Genomic DNA, 18,615 nt, shown 5'->3' on the forward strand with positions numbered 1-18,615 from the left:
GCGCGTCATGGACACTGACAACGAGGTCACGTCGGAGAGAAGGCCGTCGGTGTCGGAGGCGAGCGAGCTGCGGACCAGTAGGTGAGTGACCGCGGGGGGAAGCGGACAGGAGCTCGCAGATACGGTCAGCACGGGCAGCTGGGTGCCGCCGGTCAGTTCGTCGACTGCAGATCGGTCGGAGCCGGAGACAGAACGGTGGGAACGTGCAGTCCTTCCGGACTGGCGGTGGTGTGGGCAGGGGCGAGTGGCATCAGAAGGCTAGGGCGAGGAGCTTGGTCTTCGCGGCGGTCCGGCGCTCGCGCGCCTCGCTGTCGCGGAGCGTGGTGTAGAGGCCAGCGAACAGGTCGTAGACCCGGTCCTCGGACAGGGCGAAGGAGTAGACAAAGGGCCAGGGTCATGGGCTGCGTGACCTGGCCTTTTCCGAGCCGCCTTCGAGATTCGAACCCGAGACCTTCGCATTACGAGGGCTTGCAAGGTCGTGGCGGGTGGTGCTTGGCGGTGCCACCGAATCCTGTTCTCGCTGATCAGAGACCTGCAGCCTTGATCAGCATGACGCCCAATCCGCCGTGGTGCCGCCCAGTCCGCCCACGCAGCGCTCACGCTTCAAACCTACGTCCGCATACCAGCAAGCGGTCCGAACTGTCAGGGCGGATGCCGCGACCCAAGGAAATCGCAACATAGGAGTCACACTGCCGGGGCGAGTACTCATTCTGGGGTCAGCGGTCCAGGTCTCACCCAGTGGGCGTACGGCGGCGGGGCGCAAGACACGGCCGAAGCAAGGACGGCCACGACGGATACCACGGCAAGAAACCCAGAGCGCCCGGTTCTGCTGACCCTGGTGCTAGATGGTGTCGAGGGACGCGGTGAGAACGGCGATGCCGTTCGCGCCAGCCGCCGAGCCGCGGGTGCGCAGCGTCGTCGCTGCCGAGGTAGTCACGCCCAGCTGCTCGGGCGGCGACTGGTCCTGGATGAGCGCGAGTGTCATCATGGCGATGACGGTTCCGATACCCACCGCCTTGCCCGCCAGCCAGGCAGGCAGGTTCACCGATTGCACTGAGGGACGCGCTGGAAACCTCAGCTCCCGGAAACCTCTTCGTCCGTACCGCCGCCCTGCCTATGCTGCGACCCGTCCCCCTTCCTCGACTGACGAGGCCGACATGCAGCAGTCATGGAACAGCGACCGCCGCCGCACCGCGATCGGTCGCTCCAGCCTCTCCGTGCCGGCGCGCCAGGCTCTGGCCGATCGCCAGCTCAACATGGACCGCACGATCCTCGACTACGGCTGCGGCCGAGGCGGCGACGTCGCCTCCCTCCAGCGCCTCGATTGCAAGATCACCGGTTGGGATCCCTACTACAGCTCGAGTGCGCCGGTGGTCCCCTCCGACGTCGTCCTCCTCACCTACGTCCTGAATATCATCGAGGACCCCGTCGAGCGTCGGCAGACGCTCAAGGAGGCATGGAGGCTCGCCACCTCCGTACTCATCGTCTCGGCTCGCCTCACCTGGGAGCGGTCCAAGATCCGCGGCCAAGAGTACGGAGATGGCCTCCTCACCAGCCGGCAGACGTTCCAGCACCTCTTCAGCCCGGACGAGCTCCGGATCTACGTCGAGGAGGTCACAGGAACACGCTGCATATCAGCGGCCCCCGGCATTGTGTACGCCTTCAAGGACGACTCAGCCCGACTGGGCTACCTCGCACACCGCATCCTCCCCGACGCCGAGTGGCTCGCTTCAGCCGATACCACTTCCGCTATCGCCTCGCTGGTCGACTACGTCGAACGGCGTGGCCGCCCGCCCCGTGTCGACGAGATGCCCCGGCCGATGGCCGAACAGCTCGCCCACCTAAAACCCGGCGAACTTAAGCGCCTCATACGCGACTCCGCCGACGCCGAGAGGGTCTCCGAGGGCGCCAAGCACACGACGCTGAACACGTTGCTGTTCCTCGCCGTCGAGCTCTTCAACGGCCGAGGTCCGTTCAGCAGCCTCCCCCTCGGCATCCAGCTCGATGTCCGTTCGTTCTTCACCTCGTACAAGGAAGCCTGCAGGCGCTCTGACCGTCTGCTCCTCAAGCTCCGGGATGACACCTATATCCGGGGCGCCATGAACGCATCCAGCGTCGGCAAGATCACCCCGACCGCGCTGTACGTGCACCGCCGGGCGATCGACCGGATGCCGACAGTCCTGCGCCTGTACGAGCACTGCGCCTCGGTTGCCGCCGGCCGCCCTCAGAAATGGACCGTCGCCAAGCTGAAGCACCAGGGGCGAGCCATCAGCTGGCTTGACTACCCGGATTTCGACAAGGACCCACACCCGCGGATCACGTCTTCGTACCTCGTAGATCTCAAGACCATCGAGACCTCGCACATGTCCTACGCGAACTCCGCCAACCGTCCTCTGCTCCACCGCAAGCACGAATTCCTGGCGCCCGACGACCCGGACGTTCCGCGTTACCGCCGTCTGACCGAGTCCGAGCTACGCGCCGGCCTCTACGAGAATCCGCACCTGATCGGCACCGAGAATGGCTGGGAGGCCGAACTGATCAGGTGTGGTCGCATGCTTCGGGGACACCGGCTGGTCCAGCGCCCCGAAGACTGATCAGCTCAAACCGTCAGAGGGCATCCGGTTGCATGTACGCGATCGTCTCCGCCAAGCCGTCCGGGTCGAAGTCCGAGACCTGCCCGGGAAACCACGAGAAGCGGAGGCCATTGGTGGCCACCTCCTCCGGGAGGCCCATTGCGGTCAGCACGTGGCTCGGCGTGTACGAGGCGCTGGTGCATGCGGAACCGGTCGCCACGGCCACCTGGTCCTTGATCCGTACGATCAGGGCCTCGGCATTGAGCCCGTCGAAGGTCACATTGAGGATGTGCGGGACCGCGTGGTCGGCATCGCCGTTGATCTGGAAGCGGGTCCTCCCGAGCGCGGCGAGCAGCCGCTCCCGCATCTCCTTCGCGTCCCGTTCCCAACGCGACCGGTTCTCCTGGAAGACCTTGGATGCTTCGTACAGCCCCATGACAAGTGGCACGGGAAGCGTCCCGGGGCGCAGCTTTCGTTCCTGCCCGCCGCCAAACATGATCGGCTCCAGCGGCACCTTGTCCCAGCCGCGGCGCCGGGTCACCAGAGCGCCGATCCCCTTGGGTGCACCGATCTTGTGACCGCTGATGCTGGTCAAATCGATGGGCGCCTTCAGGTCCTCGGGAACCTTCGCGTACCCCTGCGCGGCATCGACGTGGAGAAAAGTCGGGGTCTTCTGGAGCTTCTCCGCCAGCTCGGCCACGGGCTGGATGACGCCTGTCTCATTGTTCACGTGCATTAGCGAGACGAGCAGGGTGTCTGGCCTCAACTTCTCCAGCACGGCGTCCGTAGAAATCCGCCCCGAGGGACCGGGCTTCAGGAAATCGACTTCGAACCCCCGCTTCTCCTGCAGATGCAGCAGGGGCTCGATGACCGCCTTGTGCTCGATAGCGGAGGTGATGATGTGCTTCCGGGCGTGCTTCTCGCCGTACGAGGCCATGCCGAGCAGCGCGATGTTGTTGGACTCCGTCGCTCCACTGGTGAAGATGACCTCTTCGGTCCTCACACCAACTGTCCCGGCGAGGAACGTCCTTGCCTCCTGGACCGCTTTCTTTGCCCGGGCTCCGTACTCATGGGTGCGGCTGCCGGCGTTGCCGAAGTCCTCGGTCATCCAGTGGAGCACCACGTCAGCCACCCGCGGCTCCACACGGGTCGTCGCCGCCACATCCAGATACGCCACCACCGCGCTCACCCATCCCAGAGCAATCATCCCGTTACCGGGTACGTCAAACCGTTAACGTACACGCATGCTCGGCTGACGCACAGCGCAGCGCCTCAGAGTTGTCAACGCAGACATCGACGTACGCCTTCCCGGGCAGCAACGTCCTTCGCGCCAGCCGGGCGTAACCCCAGACATGCCGGTGTGTCTTACGTACGTGAAGGTGTCGTAACTTCAGCAAGCTCCGTACGTTAAACGGATGACGTACGCTAAGGTTGCTGGGGTGGAGATCAAAGCAGCGACACCAGCGCCCCGAGTCGTAGCTCCGCGCACCTCAACGGGGTTCGAGTACACGTTCCCGGCGATCCGCGGCATCCAGGCAGGGCGCGAATATTACGTATCGATGTGCCCCCTGCGCCTCATCCCAAAGATCTTTATCTTCGACGAAGACGAGCTCTCACCAGAACTGCGCGCCCAGCGGATCCTCAATAAGGGACGCCTCCCGGCACTCACCAAGTACATTCTGGACAATCCAGAGGATTACGTCTTCAGTGCTTTGACCGCATCCGTCGACGGCGAAATGGAGTTCGACCATCTCGGCTCCGACGGCAACGCCTTCCGTGCCGGGCAGCTGCGTATCCCCATGGATTCCCGCTTCCTGATCAACGACGGCCAGCATCGGCGCGCAGCCATCGAGCACGCCCTCAAGGAGAACCCGGACATTGGCAACGAGACGATCGCCGTCGTCTTCTTCCATGACGCGGGGCTCGCCCGCTCGCAGCAGATGTTCGCGGACCTCAACCGGCACGCGGTGCGTCCGGCCCGGTCCATCGGCGTCCTCTACGACCACCGGGACAGCGAAGCTCAGGTCGCGCGCACCCTGGCCAGCCGGTGCAAGGTCTTCAAGGGCTACGTCGAGATGGAGAAGAGCACCCTCTCCGCCCGCTCCCGGATGATGTTCACCTTGAGCGCTCTCTACTACGGCACCCAGTCCCTCCTTCAAGGCCTGGAGATCGAGGCAGATGCCACAGCAGAGCTGGCGCAGGAGTACTGGGAGCACATCGATACAACGCTTCCCGAGTGGGAGATGGTTCGCAAGCGAGAGCTCTCGGCACCCGAGATGCGGCGCGACTTCATCCACAGTCACGGAATCGCATTGCACGCTCTCGGCCGCATCGGAAATTCCCTACTTCGGGAATCCGCCACACCCAGCACTTGGAAGCGGAAACTTTCCCCTCTGAAAAAAGTCGACTGGACTCGGTCGAATAAAGACTGGGAGGGCCGTGCCATCGTCGGTGGTCGCGTTTCCAAAAGTCACCAAAATGTAACTCTTACAGTCAACTACCTGCGCAATCACCTGCGCCTCGGCCTCAGCGCCGAAGAGCAGCGGGCAGAGGACGCATACCTGCGAGGCGAAGCATGAGCACCATCCCTCTACAACTCGGCATCACGCCGGTCCGGCGGAAGCCGTTCAACGGGCAACCCCTCGAAGAGGTCATCGCCAAGCTCTCAGACGAGGTCCGTGAGCTCTACACCGCCGACCAAGTGCCCTGGGTCATCGGATACAGCGGCGGCAAGGACTCCACCGCGGTCCTTCAGCTCGTATGGACCGCCATCGCCACTCTGCCGGCGGAGCAGCGCACCAAGACGGTCCACGTCATCAGCACCGACACCCTCGTCGAGAATCCCGTCGTCGCAGCGTGGGTGACGACATCCCTGGAGACGATGGAGAAAGCCGCCGCTGAGCAGGGCCTCCCTATCGAGCCTCATCGCCTGACGCCGGAGATCAAGGACACCTTCTGGGTCAACCTGATCGGTCGGGGCTACCCGGCGCCGCGCCCCAAGTTCCGCTGGTGCACCGAGCGCCTCAAGATCAAGCCCTCCAACTCCTTCATCCGGAACGTCGTGGCAGCACACGGCGAGGCGATCATGGTGCTCGGTATCCGTAAGACCGAGAGCCAGGCGCGCGCCCGTGCCATGGAGAAGCACGAAAAGCGGCGCGTCCGTGATCGTCTCTCCCCCAATGCAAACCTTCCCAACTCCCTCGTCTACAGCCCCGTCGAAGACTGGACCAACGACGACGTCTGGGAGTACCTGATGCAGAAGCCCAACCCATGGGGCTACAACAATCAGGATCTCCTCACCATGTACCAGGGCGCCTCCGGCGATGGCGAGTGCCCGCTCGTGGTCGACTCGACCACACCCTCCTGCGGCTCCAGCCGTTTCGGGTGCTGGACATGCACGCTCGTCGAGCAGGACAAGTCGATGTCGGCGATGATCCAGAACGACGAAGAGAAGGAGTGGATGCAGCCGCTCCTGGACCTCCGCGACAAGCTCGACGCCCCGTTCGGCTACTTCGAAGAGGGCGAGGAAGGACTCCCTGCCGGCCGGAAGCTCCCGTATCCCCGCCCTGACCAGCCAGCCCGAGACTTCCGCCGTATGAACGGCAAGGTCATGGTATACACGCGCCGGACCGACGGCGAAGAGGTCCCGATCCACGGCCCATACCTGCAGAGGTTCCGCCAGGACTGGCTCAAGGACCTGCTGGAAGCCCAGACGTGGATCCGCGCCAACGCGCCAGAGCACGTCAAGAACATCGAACTGATCACCCTCGACGAGCTGCACGAGATCCGACGCATCTGGGTCTTCGACAAACACGAGGTCGAAGACTCGCTGCCCGGCATCTACAAGGAGTTCACGGGCGAGGACTTCCCGGGTGGGCCTCTGGACGAACAGCTCGTCATGGGCGCGGACGAGATGGAGCTGCTGAAGGAGCTCTGCGGGGACGACCTGCACTACGACATGGTCCGTGAGCTGCTCTCCGTCGAGCGCAAGTACCGGACAATGTCCCGACGTGCTGGCCTCTTCCAGGCTCTGGAGACTGCGGTAAAGAAGGGCTACTACGAGGACAGCGCCGACGCCATCGACTTCGCGCAGCGCAAGAACAAGTGGCGTGACGAATCGCCGACCCACCCGACCCTGGACGAAGAAACCAATATCGATGCTCCTGCGTAAGATCACTCTCGAAGAGTTCGGGGCTTACCGCGGCACCCAGTCCCTGGATCTGACTACTAAGAAGAACAAGCCGATCGTCCTCATCGGCGGACTCAATGGCTGCGGCAAGACGACCCTTCTCGACGCCATCCAGCTAGCGCTGTACGGGCCGCGAGCACGTTGTAGCGGTCGAGGCAACAAGTCGTATGAGACGTACCTCCGCGAGAGTATCAACCGGCAGGCGGACCCGACCCGCGGTGCTCAGATCATCCTGGAGTTCACGGTCGCTGTGGACGGCACGGAGCACTACTACAAGGTGGTCCGCAGCTGGCACACCAGCGGCAAGACAAGACTCAAGGAGTTCGTGAACGCGTTCGTCGACGAGGAGTATGGCTCCCGGGCGAAGCCGGGGCGCCGTGTCGGACCTGAGCTGAAGTACAGCCGGGTTCTCAGCGAGGAGTGGGCCGATCACATCGAAAGCCTGCTCCCTCTAGAAGTCGCCTCGCTGTCGTTCTTCGACGGAGAGAAGATCGAATCGCTCGCCAACCCCGAGCGCGCAGCATCGGTCATCGAATCGGCCATCCACTCACTGCTCGGTGTCAACACCGTCCAGCAGCTCCGTACGGACCTGCTCGCGCTTCAGCGCCGACAGAAGCTGTCAGACGAAGAGCAGCACCTGATGGACAAGATCCACGCGCAGGAGCAGGAACGGCAAGCGGCCAACGCCGCTCTGGAGAACGCAGAACAGCAGGCCGCGCAGCGCAAGAGCGAGCTCGTCAAAGCTCGGCGCACTCTCGAAACGCTGGAGGCTGCCTACAAGCAGGAGGGCGGAAGCCTCTTCGAACGTCGCGTCGAGATCGAGCGCGAGTTCGCGCAGGTTTCCACTCGCCTCGCCGAAATCCGCAGCTCCCTCGTCCAGTTGGCTGCAGGCCCGCTTCCGCTCCTCATGATGGGGAGTCACCTCAATGAGCTGCACAAGCAGGCTGGCCGCGAGCGGACGGCAGCCGAGTCCCATCAGGTACTGGGGGTGCTCGAAGAACGTGACCAGTGGCTAATGGACATGCTCCCTGCCGAGGCGAAGGCAGCCGTAGGAGAGGAGCTGGAGGCTGACCGCGCCAAGCGCGCCAAGTCCGCCCGCCTCAAGGTGGATCTCGGCCTTTCCCCGGACACGCTCCCCCAGCTGTCGGCACTCGACGAGGCACTCAGCCGCGACAAGGCACGAGCTGCCGAGCTCCTTCAGCAGGCTGCGAAAGCCGCCGAGCAGCGTGTGCAGCTGGAGCGTCAGCTGGCGGGTGTACCGGCCAAAAGCAAGGTCGAGGCCATCCAGAAGGAGCGTGAAGACCAGCTTCAGAAAGTCGCACGGCTGGAACGGGAGCACGAGAACAGCCTCAATAGCGTCGCCGAGTTGAAGCGCCGCCTCGAGTACGTCTCCGCCTCCCTAAAGCGTGCCCACGAAGAGTTCGTTCGCACCAAGGTGAAGGCCGAAGAGGTCGAGCGGATCATCAAGTACTCGGAAAAGGCCCGGAAGACGCTGGAACAGTTCGGCGATGCCCTCCTCAAGCGGCATATCAGCCGCCTCGAGGTAGCAATGCTCACGAGCTTCCAGACTCTCATGCGCAAGCAGGGCCTGGTGAACGACCTCCGCATCGATACCGACAAGTTCACGCTCACCCTGGCTGACACAGACGGAGAGCCGATCGACCCCGGACGTCTCAGCGCGGGCGAGCGCCAGCTACTCGCTGTCTCCCTCCTCTGGGGCTTGATGAAGGTCGCCGGCGGCCACCTGCCAAGCGTCATCGACACGCCGCTGGGCCGGCTCGACAGCCGCCACCGTGAGCATTTGGTGGACCGATACTTCCCGTACGCCAGCGACCAAGTCCTCCTCCTCTCCACCGATGAGGAGATCGACGAGTACCTACTTGGCCGCCTCAAGAAGGCCATCGCCCACACCTACACCCTGGTCCACGACGACACCACCTTCACCACCAGCGTCGTCGAGGGTTACTGGTGGAACGCAGGAGCCAGCAATGCCGCTTGAGAACATCCGCCTCGCTACGGCGAGCAAGGACCGCCTAAGCCGTCTGAAGCACACCACTGGCATTAGCCAGTGGAACGTCCTGTGCCGCTGGGCTCTGGCCCTCTCCCTGGCGGACACCTCCACACCCCTGGTCCGCGAGGTCGTCACCGACTCCAACGTCGAGATGTCCTGGAAGACCTTCGCCGGACCCCACGGCGACCTCTACCTCGCCCTGCTCAAGCAGCGCTGCGTAGCCGACGGACTAGAGCCGACGGACGAGAACGCCTCCAATACGCTGACGATCCATCTGGCCCGGGGGGTCGGATACTTGGGTGCGCACAAGGAGATGACAGCAATCGAGGGGCTGATCGGGGCCGTAACAACCGTCTAAATTGCCCAGTTTAGGGCCGATTCGCCTGCGCGGGTCGGCCCTTTCCTGCACCTCCACACGATTGCGACCAGTCATCAGAAAACGCAGATCCACTTAACTCATTGACGCTTAAGCTGCCCTGTATGGCATCGGGACACGGCAGCACCTCGCTTCAGCTCTACCTCGTCGGCATCGGTGAGGTCTTGCGCAACAATCGCCTGGTCGTCCCCCAGTTTCAGCGCTCGTACTGCTGGAAGGTGGAGCAGGAGGTCCTCGACTACTGGACCGACCTGGACCGGGCGATCAACGGCGGGGCGAAGGAGGAGTACTTCTTCGGCACGATCGTGATCACCCAGGACGGCGACGGGACTCGGAAGCGGATCATCGACGGCCAGCAGCGGCTGGTCACCTCCTCCCTCCTGATCGCTGCCATCCGCGACGAGCTGCGAACCCTGGAGGGGAACCTGCTTAAGGCGGACGACTCCCAGGCTGTAGGCATCAGCCGCACCTTCCTGGCCAGCAAGGCATGGAACGACAGGTACGCAGAGTCGCACCTCAAGCTCAACGAGAACGACAACCCCGACTTCCTCGGGATCACCACCGAGACCGCGCTCCCGGGGAAACCCGCGAGGACCGACTCCGACATCGTCAAGGCGTACCGGCTCTTCCGGGAAAAGATCTCGCAGTTCCGCAGCCTGTATGGGATGGATGCGGCCAACGTCCTCGAGAAATGGGTGAGCTACATCCAGCACCGGGCGCAGCTCGCCGTGGTCGAGACCCCGACCGAGGCAGACGCTTACGTGATCTTCGAGACCCTCAACAATCGAGGCGCCGACCTGACCACCGCGGACCTCCTGAAGAACCACCTCTTCGGAGCCGCCGGCGAGCAGCAGAACCTCAACGCGGTGCGGAACAACTGGCACCAGTCACTCGGGACGCTCCAGCTCGGGGCCGCCGATGCGAAGTTCACCAAGTTCCTGCGCCACTATTGGAGCTCGAAGGTTGGCAAGATCACCGAGCGCGATCTCTACGCGGAGATGCGCAAGGAGGTGACCCATCGACAGGAGGCGCTGCACTTCTCGGAGAACCTCCTGTCAGCCACACACGCCTACACCGCGCTCTCCAACCCGGAGAGCGACTTTTGGGCGACCAAGTGCAGCGGCAACGGTCACCGTCCCGCTCTCGACACACTCGCCATGTTCGACCTGGTTCCCAACAAAATCCTCCTGCTGGCGGCAGTCGAGCACTTTCACTCCCACGAGCTCGAGAAGCTCCTCCGTGCCATGGTGAACTGGTCAGTGCGCGGCATGATTATGAGCATGATGAACCGCGGCCGCTTCGAAGACCAGTACTCTCATATCGCGGTCGCCATCCGGAAAGGCGAGGTCACCACCACCGCGCAGGTCCGACTGCGCGTCGAGGACCTCATACCCTCCGACACCGACTTCAGGGAGCAGTTCGCGCTCGCCACCGTCGGAAGAAGCGATTCCAAGCTTGCCCGGTACTACCTGAGCGCCCTGGAGACGACAAGGCGAAAGGAGTCCCAGCCAGAGTTCGTCCCCAACAGCAACCCGAGCCAGGTCAACCTGGAGCACGTGTTCCCGCAGAACGCCAAGGAAGCCGACTGGGAGGACTTCATCAAGAAGAGCGGGGACAAGCAGGACGCCGCCAGCTGGGTCTACCGCATTGGCAATATGGTGCTCCTGCAGGCTGGAGTGAACTCTAAGATCGGGAACAAGTCGTTTGCCGAAAAGGTTGAGGTCTTCAAGGCGTCGGGCTTCGAGCTGACCAGAAAGATCAGCGAGAAGAGCGAGTGGACCCCGGACAGCATCCGACTTCGGCAGACCGTCCTTGCCGGGCTCGCGGTCAAAACCTGGCCTCGCTGAACTACTGCAGGCACGGAGAATCCATTCCTCAACCGGCTCAAACGCCAAAGTGGGTCTGTCAAACGAGCGGTGTAACTCGGGTAGTTGAGGGCTACTGACGTGCTGCGGAGAGTCGGCCGTCGAAGGTGATGTCGAAGGCGTTCAAGGCCGTCTTCCAGCGCATGGTCCAGCGGGCCTGGCCCTTGCCGGTCGGGTCCAGCGACATGATCGCCATGTAGACGCACTTCAAGGCGGCCTGCTCATTCGGGAAGTGGCCGCGGGCCTTCACCGCCCGGCGGATCCTGGCGTTGACGGACTCGATGGCGTTCGTGGTGCAGACGATGCGGCGGATCTCGGTGTCGAAGCGGAGGAACGGGGTGAACTCCTCCCAGGCGTTCTCCCAGAGCCGCACGATCGCCGGATACTTCTTGCCCCACGCGTCGGCGAACTCGGCAAACCGATCGAGTGCCGCGTCCTCGGTCGCCGCGGTGTAGACGGGCTTGAGGAGCTTGGCGATCTTGTCCCAGTCCTGGCGGGCGGCATAGCGGAAGGAGTTCCGCAGCAGGTGGACCACGCAGGTCTGCACCACGGTGCGGGGCCAGACGGCCTCGACCGCGTCGGGCAGCCCCTTCAGTCCGTCGCAGACGAGCATGAGGACGTCGTTCACGCCGCGGTTCTTGATCTCGGTGAGGATGTGCATCCAGTGCTTGGCGCCCTCGCCGCCATCACCGGCCCACAGCCCGAGGATGTCCCGCCGGCCCTCGGCCGTGACGGCCAGGGCCACGTAGATGGGCCTGTTGGCCACGGCGCCGTCGCGGATCTTGGTTCTGGCGCAACTTCTGTGATGTGAGCGGTCACGCCGGTTTCTGGACGGTGCCGTGTCCGACGTCTCGCAGGTCAGGCCGGTGGAGCATGCTCCTGGAGGAGGCACTCGCTCTCCGAACCACAGAAGTTGAGCCAGAACCCGGATCTTCACGTGGATCGCGTCGATGAAGACCACCGGATAGACCGCGTCCAGGGGCCGGTTCTGCCACTCGGCCATGCCCTCGAGGACCTTGTCCGTGATCGTGGAGATCGTCTGACGCGACACCTCGGCGCCATAGACCTCGGACAGGTGGGCCTGGACCTCACCGGTCGTCAGGCCCTTCGCGGCGAGCGAGATGACCATCTCGTCGACGCCGGAAAGGCGCTTCTGGCGTTTCTTGACGATCTTCGGCTCGAAGGAGCCCTCGCGGTCGCGAGGCACGGATATCTCGACCGGGCCGACATCGGTCAGCACGGTCTTGGCTCGGGTGCCGTTGCGTGAGTTGCCGCCGTTCTTCCCGGCGGAATCGTGCTTGTCATAGCCGAGGTGGTCGGTGATCTCACCCTCAAGAGCGGACTCCAGGAGCCGCTTGGTCAGCTGCTGGAGCAGCCCGCCCTCGCCGGTCAGCTGCAGCCCCTCGGCCTGAGCCCGCCCCACGAGCTCGTCGATCAGCCGGTCATCCACAGACTTCGGCGGCACCGGCTCAGACGGCTCGACGGTCTCGGCCTCGGTCACGTTGTTGCTGGTCATCGATGCATCTTCCATGATCGGGAGTTACACCGAACGTTTTACAGTCCCGCCAAAGTATGTGAAATGTCAGCCTGTCGAGGCTGAAGCACGACTTCCCCGCCTGCCCTTCTACTACATCCTCTCGAATACAAAAATAGCGCCGAGGCTGCAACCATTATTGATCAGAAACTCAAATGGTTCTCTTCGAGGGTGCAGCGGATGTGGAGGCCGTCGAAGTAGCCGCGGACGATGTGGGGCTGGCGCTGGCGGCGGTGGAAGAACCTGCGGGTCTCGGCTGCGAGTTGGGCCTGGTGGCAGGTCCTGCTGCTCATGGGCAGGCTGCGTTTGAGGTCGACGTTGACGAGTTCGTCGGGGTTCAGTTCGGGTGAGTACGGGGGCAGGAAGTGCAGCTCGATCCTGTCGGCGTGGTCGGCCAGCCATGTGCGGACCACATGAGGGCGGTGTGCGGAGTGACCGTCCACCACGAGGTGGATCTTGCGGTTGGAAGTGGCCGATGAGCCGGTCGAGGAAGCGGCACATGACTTTCGCGTCGAAGGTCTCGGCGAACACCCATGAAGTGCATCCGGCCCTTCGCGCTGATCGCGGACATCGCATTCACGGAGAACCGATTGCCGGTGCGGCGTACGATCGGGGTGCGGCCCTTCTCGTCCCCGGTGCGACCGGTGCCCTGATCAGAACGGATTCCGACCTGGTCGGCGAACAGCACCTCACCGTTCTCGGCCTTCGCCGTCGCCCAGATCGCCGGCCATGTCTCCTCCAGCCAGGTCCGCACCGCCTCCGGTTCTGCTCGACCGCGCGCTTGTCGGGCTGCTGGAACGACAGCCCCCAGCGCCGCAGGTACTTGCCCACCCCGGGCTCGGTCATCCGCACCCGATACAGCTTCGCAATCAGCTCACCCACCTGGCCACGCGTCCACAACTGGCCACGAAGACCCAGGTCACACGGCAGGTGATCCAAAATCGCCTGCCGCACTGCTGCCTGCTCGAGCCCGGACAGCACCCGATGCTCACCCACGCGCCGCGCGGTCAGCGCCTCCCCACCAGTTCACTCACGCAGCATTCGACGACTCGGAACGCTTACCGTTTCGGATCAATGAGCCTCTTCGATTTGGCCACCGATCGGGTGATGGGCCGTGAAGCGCAACGAGCGAGGGCCCCGAGCTGTTGATGGAGATGTCTGACGTCTCAATCACGTTGCTCGGGGGCCCCGTTGGTTATCCATCCTGCCGCACTCGACCTGCCGCACGCACTCGTGGAATGGGTGACCATGCTGATCGTCACCCGGTGAGGGCGACCGGCGCTGCAAGCTCCGCCCGTCACAGCGCGCGATGGTGGCACTGGTATACCTGCGCGAACACACCACTCTGACGAAGATCGCTGCCGGGTTCGGGATCAGCGAGTCCACCGCGCATGCCTACACCAGCGCGGTCGTGGACCTGCTCGCCGCCCGTGCACCGGGCCTGCTGAAGACGCTGCGTGAGCACGACCCCGACTTCGTCCTGCTCGACGGGACCCTCGCCGAATGCGACCGGGTCGGCGACGGCCGGGCGGACTACTCCCACAAGCACCGACGCCACGGCGTGAACGTACAGGTCCTCACCGATCCCGACGGCCGGCTGCTGTGGCTCTCGCCCGCCCTGCCGGGCCGCACCCACGACCTGACCGCCGCCCGCACCCATCGGATCATCCGGCTCTGCGAGCGCCAGGGAGTGCCGATCGTGGCCGATCTCGCTTACCAGGGCGCCGGCCCGTGGCTGACCACCGGCATCAAACGCAGACCCCTGCGGGAACTCACCACCACCGAGAAGACCCGCAACCGAGCCCTGGCCGCAGCACGCGCACCCGTCGAACGCGGCGTCGCCCGCTTGAAGTCCTGGCGCATCTTCCGCAGATCCCGCTGCAGCCCCAACCGCATGACGTCAATCGCCAAGGCCATCCTCACCCTGGAGCGGCAACGCTGAAGAAGCTCAATAAGCGGCATTTAACGCTATTCGGTCGCCCACTATCAGACTCCTGACCCTCTCGCCGAAAAATCAATACACCTCCAACAACCTCGATGATTTTCGGCCGACACTCTCTGTAACGGAATAGCTCTAATCGATGCAGTGTGAAGGTTTTTACTTTGCAATGCAGCGGATGCAGGCTTCATTCTAAATGAAAACGGAACGAAAAGTTCCGAGACTTAGGGCAGCCATCACACGAACCGCCCGGCACTCGAATGAAGTAACCCATATGAGGTGTCGCTTCACTTTCCGCGAGCGCCACCCTCCGGACCAGCAGTTTTAGAGTGCCAGTCGAGGGAGTCTTCCCTTCCGGATTCCTCGACTGGCACCTAGGCGCCAAGTCGCACCGTTCGCGAAGTGCGCTGCGACTTGGCGTACTGCTGCACGAACATGGTTTCGCGTGTCGCAATGGCGGATCGAATCCAGGGGGCTTGAATTTATAAATCAAAAACTGTGACGCACAGCTATGTATAGCTGTTTGCGAGAACGTCTCGTTCCAAAGCGGTATGACTCGGATGGTGTCAGGGTTACCCCGTCATGGTCGTTCCTCTTCCCTTTGGCTCGCTGCAGCCGAGGGGGAGGGGTAGTTGGGCTCCGCTTTCACCTGCTACGTGGCAACCGCATGAGCCCAAAGAAAGGAGCAACGTGCACAATCCGCTTGGCGACGATCACTGCTGCACCTCGACGTGCCTGCGGGATGAGGGCCGGAGCACGTCTGGTGGTCAGAGTAACGAGGGCCCCTCGAAGGGGCGCATAACTCCGGCCACAATCACGGCAGTTGCCACCCTGGTAACTTCCCTGGCTGCACTGATCACGGCCTTCCGGTAGCAGGCAGCTGTACTGCAATAGTAGGGGCGCGCTGCCAAGTCGTGTGTGAGGCGCAGGTGACGCCGGCTGACCATCTGGGATCACCTTCAGCGTCTTGTCAGGAGTCGCATAATTTCCGAGTGACCCTATCGGCATCAGTGAATTAGGGCATGAAGCGCTTCGGTGCTAATTGAAGGCTCGATTCCCTGAGCGAATCAAGTCATGGCCCGCCCGTCCTCTTACCCTGCCGAGTTTCGCGAGTGCGCGGTACGCATGGTCGCGGAAATTATTCGCAGCCACTCCACCGGGTGGGCCGTTATGAATTCGGTCGCCGCGGACCTGGGCATCGAGGCCGCGGCCACCGCAGAGTGGGCCGACTGGTTCAACAACCAGCTGTTTCACACCGCCATCGGAGACATCCCGCCCCATGAACAGGAGACCAACCACTACGTTCCACAGAGGTGGGCAGGGTTGATAGCCGTACGGATTCCGGCTGTCGACCCTGCCCTGAGGTAGCGGCTTTACCAGTCCAGGTCAGCGCTGGCAAGGATGTCGCCAACGTCGTCCTTCTCTGCCTCCGGCGGCGTCCTTAGCCCCTCAAGGACGAGGTTCGAAATGATCGTGTCAAGGTCCTGGTCGGACTGACGATTTATAAGGGTCTGCAGGTGGGACAGGCCAGCGTTTGCGTACTCCTCGAAAATGAGGACCCGCTCGGACTGGCGGTCCGCGCTGAGGATCTTCGGGTCGTCGGGGCACTCGACGGCTCCGAGCATGTCGAGAAGCACCTCCCCGTAGTCCCGGCTCTCCATCAGCGCGAGGCGGATCGGCTCGTCAGTCTGGTCGAACGGCTCGCGCTCGCCTCGGCGGTGGCCTAGCAGCGCGGCGAACATCATCGCCTCGACCATAGTCGCGAACGTCCCGGTCTTTCTGTCGGTGAGCTTACCGAGCAGGTCCTCATGCTCTTGGGGCCGGCGGAATCGGTCCGTGTAGGCCATCAGAAGGTCACCTTCTCCAGAACAGTGTGCTCGAAGTCGCCGTGTGACACGTACGGCACCTCACGGTTGCTGATCACGATCGTCTCTTCGCCCGCCGACTGGTTCGGCGTGTAAGAGCGCAGTACGTACATCTGATTGGCGGCTTGCTGGAGGTTCTCCAGAACTTTGCCCCGCGCCTGCGACTGCGAGAGCAGGGTGACGATTTGGGATGTCAGCGCCGGCAGAGCCTTGGAGATCTCTTCCTGATAGGTCAGGTCGAGACTGCCGAAGGGGGCATCCATGACGACCGGGTAGACACCGCCGCTGCCGGTCTCGATAGTCGCCTCCCCCCTGTTCTTCTTTCGGGCACTGATGTTCCTGGCAACCTCGGAGACCGCGCCGACGAAGCTGAGGCCGAGGATCTGGTTCTCGCCGGTGGAGCGGATGGCCACTCCGCTCGCGGTGTGCAGCTCCAGCTCGAAGTCGTCGTTCAGCTCGGGCACGTAGCTCTTGATGAAGATTCGGGAGAAGACCTCCTTGACCTTCTTGTCGAGCTGGTCGCGGACCTCCTCAGTCTTGATCTCGAGGATCTCCTTCAGCGCGGCACGCACCTTCTCGACAAGCTCGACCTGTTTCTGAACCTTGCGTGCCTTCTCGCTCTTGACCTCAGCATTCCGGTACTGACGGCCTGTGGCCTCTGCCTCCTGCTTGATCGAGGCGACCTTGTTCTCGGCCTCCTTGTGCGCGACGCGGGCGTCGGTCTCCTTGGAGGCGTAATTCTTCCGGCGCTCGATGAGGCGCTGGACGTTTTGGATGTTCACCCCCTCCAGCTGCCTATCAACATCGGAGCGTTCCGCTTCCAGCTCGCTGATCTCGGCGTCTGCCTTCTGAATGTCGGAAGCGTTGAGGGTGAGTTGCTCCAGGATCTCCTGGCGCCTCTCCTCCAGGTTCTTCATCTTGCCACTGACCCGCATCCAGCTCTCCTGGACGTCCTCGAGACCGGCGTTGTACTTGCGCTTGTCCAGCTCCTCGTACTCCTGGGTCCCCGCGCGGACCTCACGACCGCACATGCACAGCTGGGCTTCGAGAATGTCCTCAATGAAGCTGCGCTGGATACCGGCGGGCAGCTGGCGGCGCTCTCGCATCGCGTCCGCGAGCTCAATCACCTTGGTGTCGATCCCGCTGGTCAGAGCCAAGAAGCCGTGCCGCGACAGCAGCTCGCGCTTGCGACTCTTGTACTCCATGTGCCGGTCGTGCGCGGCCTTGATCTGGCGGGTCAGCGAGTCCCGCTTCTTCTGGAGCGGCTCCGCCTCCCTGTTCTGGAGCAGGGCGCGGTCAATGGACTGGACTTCCTTCTGGAAGGCGCTGATCTCACCGGAGAGGCGCAGCATCTCTGCCACCTCTTCCTTCTCACGGGTGGCGAGGTGGTCCATATGGTCGGACAGCTGCTTCAACCTGCTGTCCTCCTTGGAGTCGATCTCGCCAGCGAGCTTTCGAGAGACCTTCGGCAGGTCCTCCAGAGCACGCTCGATGGCCTCCAAGTCCAGCAGGGTTTTGATGGCCTTCTGGACCTCCTGGTTCTTGCCTTCGCCTTCCCGCTTCAGGTCGCCGGAGAACATCTTCTCCATGCGCTCACCATTGAAGAAGAAGAACTGCCGCAGGCCCTGGGGCAGAATCTTCTCGATCCGGTCCTGGCCGTTGAGGATGCTCTGGGCTTCGCCGTCCGTCCCGATCTCCGTGACCGTCAGCTCAGGCTCAACGGGCTCCTGCTCCGCCTTCTCCTTCATAAGGGTGACGTGCCGGACCACGGAGAACCGAGTCCCGTCATGCTCGAAGTCCAGCCGAACCGAGGCCGTGATGTTTTCCCCGAACGCCGTGTCCGCCCATGCTTTGTCGTGAATAACGCGATGCTGCTGTTCCACATCTTCCGAGAACGTGCCGTAGAGGGCCCAGGCGAACGCGTTGAGCAGGGTGGTCTTGCCGGCACCGTTGTTACCGAAAATGAGGACGGCGGGCTTGCCCTCCTCCACAGACAAGTCGAGAACCTGCTCACCATAGAAGGCTCGGAAGTTCTTCAGCGTTAGCTTGAGCAGCTTCACTTGGTCAGCTCCCTCACGGTGTCGACGATCTTCGGGACGACCTTGGTCGTCTCCCTGATGTGGATGTTCTCGGTCTCCAGGTCGATGACCTTCTGGACGAGGATCTTGGCTTCCCGCGGCAGCTCGTTCAAGACGTCGCGCACCGTTCGTGCGGGAGGCTGGCCGACTGTTTCGTCGCTCACGGGTTACTCCTGGTTCGAGGT

14 protein-coding genes and 1 pseudogene are annotated in these 18,615 nt (G+C 63.1%); 7 read left to right on the forward strand and 8 right to left on the reverse strand.

Annotation, left to right across the window (positions count from 1 at the left end):
- Nucleotides 1-841: 841 nt before the first annotated feature.
- Nucleotides 842-1,045: a hypothetical protein gene (locus tag AMK24_RS14155; RefSeq protein WP_073768641.1), complete on the reverse strand. Its 204-nt coding sequence runs from the start codon at nucleotides 1,043-1,045 to the stop codon at nucleotides 842-844.
- A 112-nt stretch (nucleotides 1,046-1,157) separates the two neighbouring features.
- Between AMK24_RS14155 and AMK24_RS14160 the strand changes: the two genes are divergently transcribed.
- Nucleotides 1,158-2,594, forward strand: coding sequence for a DNA phosphorothioation-associated putative methyltransferase (locus AMK24_RS14160; protein ID WP_073768642.1), 1,437 nt, complete (start codon nucleotides 1,158-1,160; stop codon nucleotides 2,592-2,594).
- Nucleotides 2,595-2,607: 13 nt separating this feature from the next.
- On the opposite strand, the gene dndA is transcribed toward AMK24_RS14160, so the two are convergent.
- Nucleotides 2,608-3,762 carry a cysteine desulfurase DndA gene (gene dndA, locus AMK24_RS14165; protein WP_242435148.1) on the reverse strand — a complete coding sequence of 385 codons (1,155 nt, stop codon included), beginning with the start codon at nucleotides 3,760-3,762 and terminating at the stop codon, nucleotides 2,608-2,610.
- A gap of 250 nt (nucleotides 3,763-4,012) precedes the next feature.
- Between dndA and dndB the strand changes: the two genes are divergently transcribed.
- From dndB to AMK24_RS14190, 5 genes are all read left to right on the forward strand, one after another.
- Nucleotides 4,013-5,152 (forward strand): DNA sulfur modification protein DndB, encoded by a 1,140-nt coding sequence (dndB, locus tag AMK24_RS14170; protein ID WP_242435149.1) that lies wholly within the window; start codon nucleotides 4,013-4,015, stop codon nucleotides 5,150-5,152.
- Entirely contained in the window at nucleotides 5,149-6,744 is a 1,596-nt protein-coding gene (gene dndC, locus AMK24_RS14175) for a DNA phosphorothioation system sulfurtransferase DndC (RefSeq protein ID WP_073768644.1), read from the forward strand. Before dndB ends, dndC begins: the two co-directional genes overlap by 4 nt.
- On the forward strand, nucleotides 6,731-8,761 hold the full coding sequence (gene dndD, locus AMK24_RS14180; protein WP_073768645.1) for a DNA sulfur modification protein DndD: 2,031 nt from the start codon (nucleotides 6,731-6,733) through the stop codon (nucleotides 8,759-8,761). The genes dndC and dndD overlap by 14 nt, the downstream gene beginning before the upstream one ends.
- Nucleotides 8,751-9,131, forward strand: coding sequence for a DNA sulfur modification protein DndE (gene dndE, locus AMK24_RS14185; RefSeq protein WP_073768646.1), 381 nt, complete (start codon nucleotides 8,751-8,753; stop codon nucleotides 9,129-9,131). The genes dndD and dndE overlap by 11 nt, the downstream gene beginning before the upstream one ends.
- Nucleotides 9,132-9,253: 122 nt before the next feature.
- Nucleotides 9,254-10,996, forward strand: a complete 1,743-nt coding sequence (locus AMK24_RS14190) for a DUF262 domain-containing protein (protein WP_073768647.1) — start codon at nucleotides 9,254-9,256, stop codon at nucleotides 10,994-10,996.
- A gap of 91 nt (nucleotides 10,997-11,087) precedes the next feature.
- Here AMK24_RS14190 and AMK24_RS34740 read toward each other — a convergent pair whose 3' ends face one another.
- The 3 genes from AMK24_RS34740 to AMK24_RS35435 all read right to left on the reverse strand — a co-directional run bounded on the left by AMK24_RS34740 (nucleotide 11,088) and on the right by AMK24_RS35435 (nucleotide 13,394).
- On the reverse strand, nucleotides 11,088-12,530 hold the full coding sequence (locus AMK24_RS34740; RefSeq protein WP_242435150.1) for an IS256 family transposase: 1,443 nt from the start codon (nucleotides 12,528-12,530) through the stop codon (nucleotides 11,088-11,090).
- 161 nt (nucleotides 12,531-12,691) lie between these two features.
- Nucleotides 12,692-12,994, reverse strand: coding sequence for a transposase (locus tag AMK24_RS35430; RefSeq protein ID WP_443333907.1), 303 nt, complete (start codon nucleotides 12,992-12,994; stop codon nucleotides 12,692-12,694).
- 130 nt (nucleotides 12,995-13,124) lie between these two features.
- A complete protein-coding gene (locus AMK24_RS35435; RefSeq protein WP_443333909.1) occupies nucleotides 13,125-13,394 on the reverse strand; it encodes a winged helix-turn-helix domain-containing protein in 270 nt (89 codons plus the stop codon).
- A gap of 345 nt (nucleotides 13,395-13,739) precedes the next feature.
- On the opposite strand from AMK24_RS35435, the pseudogene AMK24_RS14210 reads away from it, so the two are divergent.
- Nucleotides 13,740-14,490: pseudogene (locus AMK24_RS14210) on the forward strand (transposase family protein).
- Between the two features lie 1,370 nt (nucleotides 14,491-15,860).
- On the opposite strand, the gene AMK24_RS14220 reads toward AMK24_RS14210, so the two are convergent.
- Genes AMK24_RS14220 through AMK24_RS33690 form a run of 3 tightly spaced genes read right to left on the reverse strand, consistent with a single transcriptional unit; the run spans nucleotide 15,861 to nucleotide 18,594 of the window.
- Nucleotides 15,861-16,334 (reverse strand): DNA phosphorothioation-associated protein 4, encoded by a 474-nt coding sequence (locus tag AMK24_RS14220; protein WP_073768649.1) that lies wholly within the window; start codon nucleotides 16,332-16,334, stop codon nucleotides 15,861-15,863.
- Nucleotides 16,334-18,412, reverse strand: a complete 2,079-nt coding sequence (locus tag AMK24_RS14225; protein ID WP_073768651.1) for an AAA family ATPase — start codon at nucleotides 18,410-18,412, stop codon at nucleotides 16,334-16,336. Before AMK24_RS14225 ends, AMK24_RS14220 begins: the two co-directional genes overlap by 1 nt.
- A complete protein-coding gene (locus AMK24_RS33690; protein ID WP_143203710.1) occupies nucleotides 18,409-18,594 on the reverse strand; it encodes a hypothetical protein in 186 nt (61 codons plus the stop codon). Before AMK24_RS33690 ends, AMK24_RS14225 begins: the two co-directional genes overlap by 4 nt.
- Between the last annotated feature and the right edge of the window lie 21 nt (nucleotides 18,595-18,615).

This window comes from Streptomyces sp. CB02366, from assembly GCF_001905905.1.
Lineage (GTDB): Bacteria > Actinomycetota > Actinomycetes > Streptomycetales > Streptomycetaceae > Streptomyces.

Coding starts and splice junctions, on each gene's coding strand:
- AMK24_RS14190 (WP_073768647.1), top strand. CDS start 9,254: ATGGCATCGGGACACGGCAGCACCTCGCTTCAGCTCTACCTCGTCGGC.
- AMK24_RS14160 (WP_073768642.1), top strand. CDS start 1,158: ATGCAGCAGTCATGGAACAGCGACCGCCGCCGCACCGCGATCGGTCGC.
- AMK24_RS35435 (WP_443333909.1), bottom strand. CDS start 13,394: ATGACCGAGCCCGGGGTGGGCAAGTACCTGCGGCGCTGGGGGCTGTCG.
- AMK24_RS14220 (WP_073768649.1), bottom strand. CDS start 16,334: ATGGCCTACACGGACCGATTCCGCCGGCCCCAAGAGCATGAGGACCTG.
- dndD (WP_073768645.1), top strand. CDS start 6,731: ATGCTCCTGCGTAAGATCACTCTCGAAGAGTTCGGGGCTTACCGCGGC.
- dndE (WP_073768646.1), top strand. CDS start 8,751: ATGCCGCTTGAGAACATCCGCCTCGCTACGGCGAGCAAGGACCGCCTA.
- AMK24_RS34740 (WP_242435150.1), bottom strand. CDS start 12,530: ATGACCAGCAACAACGTGACCGAGGCCGAGACCGTCGAGCCGTCTGAG.
- dndC (WP_073768644.1), top strand. CDS start 5,149: ATGAGCACCATCCCTCTACAACTCGGCATCACGCCGGTCCGGCGGAAG.